The sequence below is a fragment of the Legionella sp. genome (assembly GCF_047605385.1).
Classification (GTDB): domain Bacteria; phylum Pseudomonadota; class Gammaproteobacteria; order Legionellales; family Legionellaceae; genus Legionella.
Genome location: NZ_JASGFU010000016.1, coordinates 41,679 through 53,133 on the forward strand (window position 1 = coordinate 41,679; position 11,455 = coordinate 53,133).

The window sequence follows — 11,455 nt, forward strand, 5'->3', positions numbered from 1 at the left end:
ATGCATTTTTAATCAATACTACATGATGTGAAATTGGTGCATGCTATGTTGTCATTTCATTTTTATAGGGAGTTTTAGGATGAAACGAGTCTTACTGATTGGTTTATTATTTATTGCAACGCAGGTTTTTTCGCAACCAATGATCACTAAAATGATCCAATTACACTACATTTCTGCTGAACAAGCGATTAAGATAATGCAACCTTTGATGCAGTCTGGTGAAAAATTAAGTGGGACAGGACAAACATTAATTGCCAAAGTCAGCGAACAAACTTTGACTCAGATGCGAACTGTGTTGCATCAAGTGGACGTGCCACCAGTGACTTTTAATATTTCCGTGTATCAAGGCGATCCTCAATGGTTAAGTACGCAAAACGATGGTTCAGTAAATTACAGCACACAAACGCAATCACAAATGCTACAAAGCCAATCTGTGCAAGTCATGAACGGTGATTCTGCTTTAGTGGCAATGAATCAGGAAGTGCCTATAGTTACCTCAGTAGGTGCCGGATATTTCTCTGGAATTTCTTATCAGCAACACCAAATAAGAAATGGTATTTTAGTACACCCAGTTTTACGAGGGTCTCAAGTGCAATTGAATGTACGTCACTTACGAGAGCAGGCAAATCCCGCGGGCGGGCAACAATTTGATAATCAAAAAATAGATACTACAGTGATGGTTCCGCTAAATAAGTGGGTTTCTTTAGGTAATCCAGAAGGTGCACAAACAACAGATAATTCCTCGACTTACTACAATGCAGGTAATACTTTTGCACAACAATCTGCTTTATATATTAAAGTGACAATTGTTGGGAGCAGTTCGCAAGTGAATAGTAGGCCTGGTCGTTCTAATCAAAGCATTAATGGCGCGGAGGGCTGGTGATTTAGAAATAAATAGATTGTGTATGGTATATACTTAAACTGAGAACTGTCCTTTTAAGGAGGCAGAATGGCAACAATTAACTCACTCGCCAATCATTTGTTGATCGCAATGCCATCATTACACGATCCAAATTTTGAAAAAACAGTGATTTACATATGTGAACATCGTGAAGAAGGGGCAGTGGGTTTAATTATTAACCGCCCAATGCAGTTTCCCTTGTCTGTTGTTTTTGATCAATTGGAAATTGAGCCGATCAATATTGAATACAGCCATTTGCCTTTAATGTTTGGTGGCCCGATACAACCAGAAAGAGGGTTTGTGATGCATAAAGAGTTTGGAGAGTGGCGATCGAGCTTGTTTTTGCAAGAAGATGTGACGGTGACTACCTCTAATGATATCATTCGTGCAATTGCTAAGGACGAAGGTCCCAAAGAGATTTTGGTGACCTTAGGATATAGCGGCTGGGTAGAGAATCAATTAGAAAAAGAAATTTTGGACAATGTTTGGCTTGTTTGTCCTTATCGCTCTGAAATTCTTTATGAAGTACCCTTTGAAGATCGTTGGGAATATGCCGGAACGACCTTAGGGATTAAAATGAATCAATTAAGTATAAGTGTTGGCCATGCCTGATGATGTTTTTCTTGGTTTTGATTTTGGTTTTAAGCGTATTGGCGTTGCGGTAGGACAAAAACTTACCTGCAGCGCATCCCCTTTAGCAACAATTAATGCTCAAGCAGGTACTCCCGATTGGAACCAAATTGCTAAAGTGATTGTGCAATGGTCGCCACAGGCGTTAATTGTAGGGCTTCCTACTTGTATTGATGGTAGTCGTTTATACACCACTTCTGCAGCAAAACGATTCGCTAAAGAATTGACCAAGCGTTTTTTCTTACCCGTATATTTGGTTGATGAGCGCTTATCAACAGTGGAAGCGCGAGGGCAATTATTTGCTCAAGGTGGGTATCGAAAAATTAAAAAAACAGAAGTCGATGCAATAGCGGCTTGTGTTATACTCGAGCAGTGGTTACAACATCCTGAATGAGGACTTATGAATCATTTTTTAGATATCAGCCAATTATCACGTCAACAAATAGAGTTTTTAATTCAACGCGCATTTTCTTTTAAGCAATCAAAAACGTATCCTTCATTAAAACAATATACAGTCGCTAATTTATTTTATGAAAATAGTACGCGTACACGAGTAAGTTTTGAGTTAGCGGCAAATCATCTGTCCATGCCAATGGTTAATTTGGATTTGCAAAGCTCTTCAGAGACTAAAGGAGAAGTGATTGAAGATACGATTAAGACATTGGCAGCAATGGGAATTAATTATTTTGTAATTCGTCATCCACATAATGGCTTCCCACAGGATTTGGCTAAAAAATTAGGTGATTTCATTCATATTATCAATGCTGGTGATGGCACACATGCGCATCCTAGCCAAGCGTTATTGGATATTATGACTATACTTGAACAAAAGCCGCAATTAAATCAGTTAAAAATAGCAGTATTAGGAAATATTCGCCATTCGCGAGTGGCTAATTCTTTCCAATGTATATCTAGCGCTTTAGGTGTTGGGGAGCTGGTGCTGATTGCTCCAGAGCGGTGGCAACCATACAATGTACATTATGGGCGAGTAACCTCTAACTTGCATGATGGCTTGAGTGATGCAGATGTGGTGATTTGTTTACGTGTGCAACATGAGCGTTTGTTAGCAGAAGATCAGTTGGATCTTAATATGTATCACCAGAATTTTGCTTTAACTCAGAAGAGCTTACGCTATGCAAAACCCAATGTAATGGTACTGCATCCAGGACCAATGAACCGCGGTGTTGAAATTGATAGTGATGTGGCCGATGGTGAATGCTCTTTTATTTTGCAGCAAGTACAAAACGGGGTATTTGCTCGAATGGCTATTTTTGATGCTTTAGCACAATAAGTTGTTCCTGGATGGAACATAATTAAAATAAGGATTTTTTATGATTACCTTATATTCTTATCCACAATTATTTGGCTTACCTGATAATAATCCTTTTGGTTTAAAGGTGGATACCTTTTTACGCTTTACTCAACTTCAATATCGAGTTGAACATATTCTTAATACCAAGGATGCTCCCCGAGGGCAGTTACCCTACATTATTGATGAGGGAGAATTGGTTACTGACAGTAATCTGATTATTAATTATCTAATCAGGAAATATAAGCTCACTTTAGATAAAAAGCTTGCTGTAGGTCAGAAAAATTTGCATTTTCTGATTACGCGGATGTTGGATTGCCATTTGTATTGGATTATGTCGTATTCACGTTGGCAAGATGAGGAATTCTGGCCTTTATTTAAGGCTGAGTTTCTAAAGCAATTACCTCAATTAAACGAAGGTGCTTTAGAAAATTCCAGGAAATACAATCTTGAAAAGTATCATTATCAAGGCATAAGCCGTTACGATAAAGAGCAGATTTATCAAACGGGTATTGAGGATTTACGACTATTAAGTGAATTATTAGGTGCTAATGATTTTTTCTTTGGTAAAGTAGTCCATACTGTTGATGCTTGTTGCTATGGCTTTTTAGCCAATATTTTTTTCTTTGATATTGATACGCCATTGAAGAAGTTTTTAGTAGAGGAAACGCAATTAGCAGGGTATGTGCAAAGAGTGCGTGGCGTATTAGGATATTAGGGTCTGTTGACATTTCGTTTTCGTTCCCAAAAACGTTCATAGACGTCATATTTTTGCGCTCCCTCATTCAAAAATCCTAAGCCTGCTGAAGCCACGCCTCCGTTTTTAATTAAATAGAATTGTTATAAAGACTATTTAGGTATCTGTAATGTATGTCTCAATGACAAAGCCTGCTGCAAATGGGTTAAACTCACAGGAATGCTTTTATTCACATCAGCAATAGTGCGTGCTACTTTCAGCAAGCGATGATAGCCACGAGCTGATAACTTTAATTGATTCATGGCCAAACTCAAAAATTCTTGTTCTTTAACTCCTAAATTACAAACTTGTTCACAAGCTTTGGCGCTTAAATTTGCATTGAGGCAATTTTGCCGTTCCATTTGTAATGCGCGTACTTGGATCACTTGGTCGCGAATAAGCTCACTTTGATGCTCTGTAGTAGTATTAGGTTTGACTAACTCTTCTTTGCTTAATGCTTGAACCGTAATATGCATGTCAATCCTATCCAATAAAGGAGCTGATAATTTACTTAGATAACGGTTGATGCGTTCAGGGCTGCATAAACACTCTGCTTGCGGATTACCCCATTGCCCACAAGGGCAGGGATTCATTGCTGCGAGTAATTGGAAATTTGCCGGGAATTCAATTTGTGCTGCAGCGCGCGAAATACAGATTACTCCAGATTCTAACGGTTGTCTTAAGGTTTCAAGTACTTGCCGATTAAATTCTGGCAACTCATCCAAAAATAATACACCATGATGCGCCAGAGAGATTTCTCCTGGCTTCGGTGGACTGCCTCCACCTACCAAAGCTACTGGCGAAGTTGTATGATGTGGTGCACGAAAAGGAGGGGAGCGCCATTGGGAGAAATCGGGAAGTTTACCTCGTATTGAATTAATAGCCGCGCACTCAAGTGCTTGAGTTTCAGACAATTGCGGTAATAGGGTATTAAAGCGTTTAACCAACATTGTTTTGCCACTGCCGGGTGCACCACTTAAGAGAATACTGTGGCCGCCATAGGCGGCAATTTCCATCGCTTTTTTCGCATGAAACTGACCTTTGACATCGGACCAATCCAAATCATGTACGGAGTCATCGGTATCTGGCTTTGGTGGAAGAGATAACAAAGAAGTGCCTTGGCATAAGTAGCTACATACTTCTCGTAAATTCTTTGCAGTATATATTTGTTGATGTCCGGTAAGCGAGGCTTCTGCCGCATTTGCATGAGCAATAATTAAGGTACTCTTGTCTTTATGAGCTGCTAATATTGAAGGAATAACTGCTGATACGCCTCTCAATTCTCCACTTAAAGCTAATTCACCGATAAATTCATGATTAGATAGGCTCTCTTGCGAAATTTGCTTGGAGGCAGCCAAAATACCTAAGGCAATGGGTAAATCAAAACCACTTCCGGTTTTTGGTAAATTTGCGGGTCCCAAGTTGACCGTGATTTTACGGCAAGGAAACTCAAATTGACTATTGATAATGGCGGAGCGTACACGATCCTTGCTTTCTTTAATGGCGGTTTCTGCAAGGCCTACAATCGTAAAGCTTGGTAATGCATTTGATAAATGAACTTCTACGGACACTGGATGTGCCAAAATACCTACGGTACTACGGGTTTTTGTAAATGCAAGATTCATAGAATACCTATTTCCTTTAATGAGGTTGCTGGACTTGTTTGTTGATGGATTTTCCTGCCATCAATTTATTTATGTGCCGTCCTAATGTTTTTTCTTGGTTTTTTGACTCATTAATTCATCAATTTGTTTCTGAATTTGATCCAGCTTTTCACGAGTTCGTGCTAATACTTTGCTTTGGACATCGAACTCTTCACGTGTTACGAGATCCATATGAGCAAATGTGGCTTGCAGTACTTCTTTGAACTTTTGTTGGATGTCTTTTTCAATGTTTTGTAGACTGGGGGGAAGGGCCGCAAAAAGTTTTTTGGCTAAATCGTCAAATTGTTTGGGGTCGAACATAATCACTCCATTTTTATTTTTATAAGAGTCTAACAAAAGTATAATCACAGCGGAATATATTATGAAAATGATTACAGCAATTATTAAGCCTTTTAAGTTGGATGATGTTCATGAAGCATTGATGGATATTAATGTTCCTGGAATTACCATTTCCGAGACGCGTGGTTTTGGGCGGCAAAAAGGGCATACTGAACTTTATCGTGGTGCGGAATATGTCGTCGATTTTCTTCCCAAGATTAAAATTGAACTGGCTTTGCCTGATGAAATGGTGGACGCGGCAGTTGAAGCCATTTGTAAATCTGCATACACTGGCAAAATTGGTGATGGTAAAATTTTTGTTTATGATTTAGAGCAAGTTGTGCGTGTACGTACTGGTGAGATAGGCACAGACGCTTTAAGTTAAGAGAGATTACGCCAATAAATAGCGCGTTGAGTGATGACTGCATCTAAAGGAATATCCCAAGGATGGGTTTGAATATAATCAACGCGTTGGAATTGATATGCTACTCCAAAAAGTGTGCAATTGGTTTTATTTTTAAAAGTGCGATCATAAAAGCCAGCTCCCATCCCTAAGCGTGTGCAACGCACATCAAAGGCAACTAAAGGCATTAAGATGAGATCTAATTCTTCTACAGGAATCGCTAAATCAAAACTTACGTCTGGCTCAGGAATCCCAAAACGGTTTTTCTTAAAAGGTGTTGCCGGTGTTGCTGGTAAAAAAGAAAGTGTTAAATTATCTTGATTAATTGCAGGGAAGTAACAAAATTTTCCTTGCAAAGGAGCACTGCTCCAAATTCCGTCTAAATCAATTTCATTGTTGATGGCAAAATAAAGAGCGATTTTTTTGGCATAACGATATTGCTCTAAAGTACGTATGCGTGCGCAAATTTGATTTGAAGCTGTAGCGCGATAGGAAAGCGATATTTTGGAGCGTATCTGCTTCATCGTATCTCGAATTGCTTTTTTTACTTGATCTACCATGGATGTATACCTCGATTATGCTATTTTGATTATCTTTTTTTTATTCCTAAAGTTCAAGCTCTTAAAGGAGATACCACTTTTTGTGTCTGGTGTGGGGTTCCTCTTCCCTCCAGCCATCACTTCTTAGCTTGTAATTCATTTGTTTATCTTGTTTTGTTATAGAACAAACTATGTACTGTATCCCTTCTAAATCTTATTAAAGTAGACGAAATACTAGGCAAGAAAAAAAAAATAAGGTATATAGCCGTTTCAGCTTCACATGTATTGTGACCTATTTTAATAAATCATTGAGAGAAAAAGATGAGTGATTTGTTTGAAGAAGATAATAATGGTACTGGTGCGGAAATCGGAGAAGAATTCCTTGATGCAGATACTGAACTGTATTCAGCACCAAAAGCAGATGAGTCAGTGCATCGCGAAGTCGATGCGCGTAGGCGGTTGGAAAGCATGTTAGATGAAAAACGTTTGCGTGACGAGTTAGATGATTTTGGTGACTACTAGTCAGTAACCTACTATTATGCATACTCAAATGCTCATAGAAGGGAAGGGGAATACTTTAATGTTGGTAGTAGATGCTCGCGTTTTTTTAGGTGAAGGTTTATTTGAAACGCTCAAGGTGGAGCAGGCCAAACCGCGCTATACTACAATGCATTGCATTGCATTGGCAAAGGCTAAGCGATTGCGCACAACGGTTTATTAACACCGCCTGACGGATGGAGTACTGCCAGGTATTACCCGTTCGTGCGTGATTCAATGGGCTAAGCAGCATAATATTTTGTGTCGAGAAATTTCATTTGGCAAAGCGATAATCGCAGAGGCTGATGCAGTTTTTTTGAGTAGTGTTTTAGATGAAATGATTTTTCTAACAAATCACCCGATTATAGAGGATTTAAAGGCTTCTTTGCACGCTTAAATGGGTTGAGCATTCTTAATTTGATGAGGAAGAGAATGAGGATTGCTGATCCTGAAATAATAATACCACTATTACGATAAAATGTTCCTTGGGTTAAAAAGATATCCATTCCTGCATAGCCAAAATAAGTATAAATAATTTCTGGTGGAATCAGAAAAATAAAGGTAGTTATTAGATAAGTACGAAATTTAATTTGGGTCATTCCTAAGCCGTAATTCACTATATTAAAAGGGATAATCGGAAATAAACGTAAGATTGCTACAGACATCCAGCCTTTTTGTTCCACTTCATAAATGAGTTTGTTGATGCGTGTTCCTTTGTTTTGTAATACCCAGTCGGAAATTAAATGCCGAGTAATCAAAAAAGAACAGGTAGCTCCCCAGGTGGCACCCAATAAATTAAGTACAGTACCCGCAAGTGGGCCAAAAATAACACCGCCTGCAAAGGTTATCATCATCGTTGGTAAAAACAAGACTGTGGCGAGGCAATAGAGACTTAAGAAAAGTACTGGAGCCAGCCAGCCGAGTTGATTTACCCACAAGATAATTTCGCTAGAATATTTTTGAAATAAAAATGCAGTCGTAATCAAGGTGATTAGGACTAAAATAATAAAGAATATTTTCAATGGGGGAAATGAAAACCTCATACTCTCACTTGGATTAAGACTCTTTTCATGGTAGGAAGCAGTCTATTATACCTGATGATAAGTTACAATCTTGCAAAATAAAGAGTGATTGAGTATAACCAAATGCGAATTGATAATTAGAGAAAGAATAATATGGAACAAACTCGCTGGAAAGAAAGACAAAAGCTTCGTGCACAACGTTGGATCAAAGCCGTATTACTCCGTTGGTTTCGTGTCGAATTACACGGTGATTATTGCCCTGAACCTAATTCAGTTATTATTGCCAATAGAACATCAAAAATTGATTTACTATTGCTCGCAGCATTTTTACCAGAAAAGATTACTGTAGCCATTCATCCTCGTGCTGCAGGGAAATTGTGGATGAGAGCAATGGCGCTTTTTGCCGACATTATTGCGATTGATTCAAGTCGTGCCTATGCGGCTAAAGCATTGATTAAAGCGGTTCGTTCAGGCAAGCGTTGTGTGATTTTTCCACAAGGAACTGGCTTGCAAGAGGATAGTGTAAGAGTTTTTGAAGGACCGTCATTGGTTTTACAAAAAGCCGGTGCTTCAGTTATTCCTGTACGTATTGATGGGGCGCAATACAGTATTTTTTCAATTGGTAAGGACAAGCATCGTATCCGTTTATTTCCGAAAGTAATTTTGCATGTTTTGCCCATCCAATCATTCGAATGTACCCAAAGCCAGCCAGTAGACAGAGCGACAGTAAGCCTGCGTTTGTTTCGTTTGATTAGTGAATTGACTTTTGCCAATGGTTTTTGTCCTAAATCTTTATTCGCAGCATTAATTGATGGCGCTTACTTAGGCATAAAACGTAAAGCAAAAATTGAAGACATTAACCGTAACCCTTTGAATTATAGACAATTTATAGCGCGTTGTTTTATCTTGGGACGTCAGATCAAAACCCAAACTAAGACTGGAGAATTTGTTGGAGTAATGATGCCAACCACCATTGCCGCAATGGTGACCTTTTTTGCATTACATGCTTATCGGCGTATTCCTGCCATGCTGAATTTTAGCATGGGATTTTATAATTTACTTTCTGCTTGCCATTCTGCGGGAATCAAAACCATATATACCTCTGAACAATTTATTGCTACTGCTAAATTAGAGAGTTTGGTTGAGGAATTACAAAATGCTGGTTTGACGGTGCGTTTTTTAGAAAAATTTAAATCATCAATTCATTTAGGTCATAAATTATCTGGTTTAGTGAAGGGGATGTTTCCTGCATTAACCTATAAGTGGTTGGGCACACCAGTAAGTGCGGAGCAGACTGGTGTGATCTTATTTACTTCGGGTTCTGAAGGAGTTCCCAAAGGTGTGGCTTTAAGTCATTCCAATTTAGAAGCTAATTGCTGGCAGCTTATCTCAAGGGTTGATTTTTCTTCGCGCGATATTTTTTTTAATGCTTTGCCTATATTTCATTGTTTTGGTCTAACTACAGGGGCTATTTTGCCTTTATTAACGGGAGTTAGTTGCTTTTTTTATCCATCTCCTTTGCATTATAAAATTATTCCAGGGCTAGTATATCAAAGTGGTGCGACCATCATGTTTGGTACGGATACTTTTTTAACCGGCTATGCGCGTGCTGCAGAACGCCATGATTTTAGCAGTGTGCGCTATGTTTTTGCAGGAGCTGAAAAAGTGAAACCTGAAACAATTCGCAACTGGATCGAGAGTTTTGGGGTGAAAATTTTTGAAGGCTATGGTGCGACTGAAACGGCACCTGTAATTTCTATGAATTGTCCTTTAGCTGATACTCCTGGCAGTGTTGGTATGATGTTACCTTTTATGGAGCATCGTATTGAACCTGTTGATGGAATTACTGAAGGTGGGCGGTTGTTTTTACGTGGGCCTAATGTCATGCAAGGCTATCTTTCTGTTGAAAAGCAGGGCGTGATTAATGCGCCTAAAGATGGCTGGCATGATACGGGTGATATTGTCACTATGGATGAAGAAAATTTTATTACGATTGCTGGACGGGCTAAGCGGTTTGCCAAAATTGCTGGTGAAATGATTTCTTTAACCGCAGTTGAAGGCATTGCTGCGTCGATCTGGCCTGAATTATTACATGCTGCTGTATCACAAAAAAGTGCTAAGAAGGGTGAGCAAATTTTATTGTTTAGTGAGGCGGTTGATGCTAATAAGAATAGCTTCATTAAAAAAGTACAAGAGCAAAGCTATTCGGAATTGTTAATACCGCATAAAATTTTTTCTGGAAGTAAGATTCCAGTGTTGCCTTCAGGAAAGATTGATTACATGACGCTTGAGAGCAGAAGAGGAGTTTCTTAGTTTAAGACGAGTGGCGTAGTGGTTTACTGTTCAAATATGAAAATACCAGCATAAAAAAAGGAATAACTAAAAAGGAGAAAATAATGAATCAGCTAAAAAACAAAGTAGCCCTAGTTACTGGAGGATCACGAGGCATTGGAGCGGCTATTGCAAAACGGTTAGCCAAAGATGGGGCTCATGTAGCGATCACCTATGCCAAAAACTTTGAAGCAGCACAATCAGTAGTTAGTTCGATAGAATCAGCAGGCGGGAAAGCTATGGCCATCCAAGCAGATGCAACAGATTTAACCATAGTTGAAGGAGTTTTCCAGCAAGTGATAAATACTTTTGGTCACATCGATATCCTAGTCAACAATGCGGGCACAGCGATTCCTAAACCTTTTGAAGAAACATCAATTGAAGAAATAAATCAGGTTATTAATCTAAATTTGGTTGGCGTTTTAGTAACAACACAAGCTGCTTTGAAACATCTGCCTTCTGGAGGGCGTATCATAACTATCGGTTCTTGTGTTGGAGAACGTATATTAACTCCAGGATTAGTCACTTATGCTGCTACGAAAGCGGCAATAAGGATGTTTACTCAAGGGCTTGCTCGGGAAGTTGGTGAGCGAAATATTACCGTGAATAATGTGCAACCTGGCCCGATCGACACGGATTTAAACCCTGCAAATAGCGAGTGGGCTGAGCCCCAGCTGGCTAATACTGTATTGAAACGCTATGGGAAGGTAGATGAGGTAGCAGCTTTGGTTGCCTTCATAGCAAGTCCCGAGGCTGGGTATATCACTGGAACAAATCTTACTGTTGATGGTGGGACAAATGCTTAATAGGCAACGTCCCTGAAGTTTTTTTTCACATATTTTTCAATTTTACTTCGATCTGCTCCCTCTCCCGCGCTAGGAGTTTGAGTAGTATGATGATGCCTTTCGCGGGAGAGGGTTGGGGAGAGGGAAATGGACAAACCTTTGCAAAGACAGCGAGCTCGCGATTTACGAAAAAATAGCACAGATGCTGAGAGACATCTTTGGTATTATCTTCGAGCAGGTAGACTTGGATTTAAATTCAATGGTAGTCAACACATGGATA

At 39.2% G+C, this 11,455-nt stretch carries 16 protein-coding genes; 12 read left to right on the forward strand and 4 right to left on the reverse strand.

Going from position 1 to position 11,455, the window contains the following annotated elements; genetic code table 11:
* The first annotated feature begins 79 nt into the window (after nt 1–79).
* The 5 genes from QM652_RS05610 (at nt 80) to QM652_RS05630 (ending at nt 3,558) form a co-directional block, all read left to right on the forward strand.
* Entirely contained in the window at nt 80–883 is an 804-nt protein-coding gene (locus QM652_RS05610; protein WP_415073687.1) for a type II/III secretion system protein, read from the forward strand.
* A gap of 66 nt (nt 884–949) precedes the next feature.
* On the forward strand, nt 950–1,513 hold the full coding sequence (locus QM652_RS05615; RefSeq protein WP_415073689.1) for a YqgE/AlgH family protein: 564 nt from the start codon (nt 950–952) through the stop codon (nt 1,511–1,513).
* On the forward strand, nt 1,506–1,925 hold the full coding sequence (gene ruvX / locus QM652_RS05620; protein WP_415073691.1) for a Holliday junction resolvase RuvX: 420 nt from the start codon (nt 1,506–1,508) through the stop codon (nt 1,923–1,925). The genes QM652_RS05615 and ruvX overlap by 8 nt, the downstream gene beginning before the upstream one ends.
* A gap of 6 nt (nt 1,926–1,931) precedes the next feature.
* On the forward strand, nt 1,932–2,822 hold the full coding sequence (locus QM652_RS05625; protein ID WP_415073693.1) for an aspartate carbamoyltransferase catalytic subunit: 891 nt from the start codon (nt 1,932–1,934) through the stop codon (nt 2,820–2,822).
* A 40-nt stretch (nt 2,823–2,862) separates the two neighbouring features.
* Nucleotides 2,863–3,558: a glutathione S-transferase C-terminal domain-containing protein gene (locus QM652_RS05630; RefSeq protein WP_415073695.1), complete on the forward strand. Its 696-nt coding sequence runs from the start codon at nt 2,863–2,865 to the stop codon at nt 3,556–3,558.
* A 131-nt stretch (nt 3,559–3,689) separates the two neighbouring features.
* On the opposite strand, the gene QM652_RS05635 is transcribed toward QM652_RS05630, so the two are convergent.
* Together QM652_RS05635 and ubiK are read right to left on the reverse strand one after the other, a co-directional pair.
* Nucleotides 3,690–5,201, reverse strand: a complete 1,512-nt coding sequence (locus tag QM652_RS05635) for a YifB family Mg chelatase-like AAA ATPase (RefSeq protein WP_415073697.1) — start codon at nt 5,199–5,201, stop codon at nt 3,690–3,692.
* 81 nt (nt 5,202–5,282) lie between these two features.
* Nucleotides 5,283–5,540, reverse strand: a complete 258-nt coding sequence (ubiK, locus tag QM652_RS05640) for a ubiquinone biosynthesis accessory factor UbiK (protein WP_415073699.1) — start codon at nt 5,538–5,540, stop codon at nt 5,283–5,285.
* 61 nt (nt 5,541–5,601) lie between these two features.
* Between ubiK and QM652_RS05645 the strand changes: the two genes are divergently transcribed.
* A complete protein-coding gene (locus QM652_RS05645) occupies nt 5,602–5,943 on the forward strand; it encodes a P-II family nitrogen regulator (protein WP_415073701.1) in 342 nt (113 codons plus the stop codon).
* On the opposite strand, the gene QM652_RS05650 is transcribed toward QM652_RS05645, so the two are convergent.
* Entirely contained in the window at nt 5,940–6,521 is a 582-nt protein-coding gene (locus QM652_RS05650; RefSeq protein ID WP_415073703.1) for a 5-formyltetrahydrofolate cyclo-ligase, read from the reverse strand. The genes QM652_RS05645 and QM652_RS05650 overlap by 4 nt on opposite strands.
* A 300-nt stretch (nt 6,522–6,821) precedes the next feature.
* Between QM652_RS05650 and QM652_RS05655 the strand changes: the two genes are divergently transcribed.
* The 3 genes from QM652_RS05655 to QM652_RS05665 are packed head-to-tail and all read left to right on the forward strand — an operon-like array spanning nt 6,822 to nt 7,434.
* Nucleotides 6,822–7,022, forward strand: a complete 201-nt coding sequence (locus QM652_RS05655) for a PA3496 family putative envelope integrity protein (protein WP_415073705.1) — start codon at nt 6,822–6,824, stop codon at nt 7,020–7,022.
* A gap of 28 nt (nt 7,023–7,050) precedes the next feature.
* On the forward strand, nt 7,051–7,221 hold the full coding sequence (locus QM652_RS05660; RefSeq protein ID WP_415073707.1) for a hypothetical protein: 171 nt from the start codon (nt 7,051–7,053) through the stop codon (nt 7,219–7,221).
* A gap of 6 nt (nt 7,222–7,227) precedes the next feature.
* Nucleotides 7,228–7,434: an aminotransferase class IV gene (locus tag QM652_RS05665; protein ID WP_415073715.1), complete on the forward strand. Its 207-nt coding sequence runs from the start codon at nt 7,228–7,230 to the stop codon at nt 7,432–7,434.
* On the opposite strand, the gene QM652_RS05670 is transcribed toward QM652_RS05665, so the two are convergent.
* Nucleotides 7,400–8,080, reverse strand: a complete 681-nt coding sequence (locus tag QM652_RS05670; RefSeq protein WP_415073709.1) for a TVP38/TMEM64 family protein — start codon at nt 8,078–8,080, stop codon at nt 7,400–7,402. The two genes, QM652_RS05665 and QM652_RS05670, sit on opposite strands and share 35 nt — an antisense overlap.
* 132 nt (nt 8,081–8,212) lie before the next feature.
* On the opposite strand from QM652_RS05670, the gene QM652_RS05675 reads away from it, so the two are divergent.
* The 3 genes from QM652_RS05675 to QM652_RS05685 form a co-directional block, all read left to right on the forward strand.
* Nucleotides 8,213–10,372 carry an AMP-binding protein gene (locus QM652_RS05675; RefSeq protein WP_415073711.1) on the forward strand — a complete coding sequence of 720 codons (2,160 nt, stop codon included), beginning with the start codon at nt 8,213–8,215 and terminating at the stop codon, nt 10,370–10,372.
* Nucleotides 10,373–10,455: 83 nt separating this feature from the next.
* A complete protein-coding gene (locus QM652_RS05680) occupies nt 10,456–11,196 on the forward strand; it encodes an SDR family NAD(P)-dependent oxidoreductase (RefSeq protein ID WP_415073713.1) in 741 nt (246 codons plus the stop codon).
* Between the two features lie 126 nt (nt 11,197–11,322).
* A partial coding sequence (locus QM652_RS05685) for a DUF559 domain-containing protein (RefSeq protein ID WP_415073717.1) occupies nt 11,323–11,455 on the forward strand: 133 nt, incomplete at its 3' end.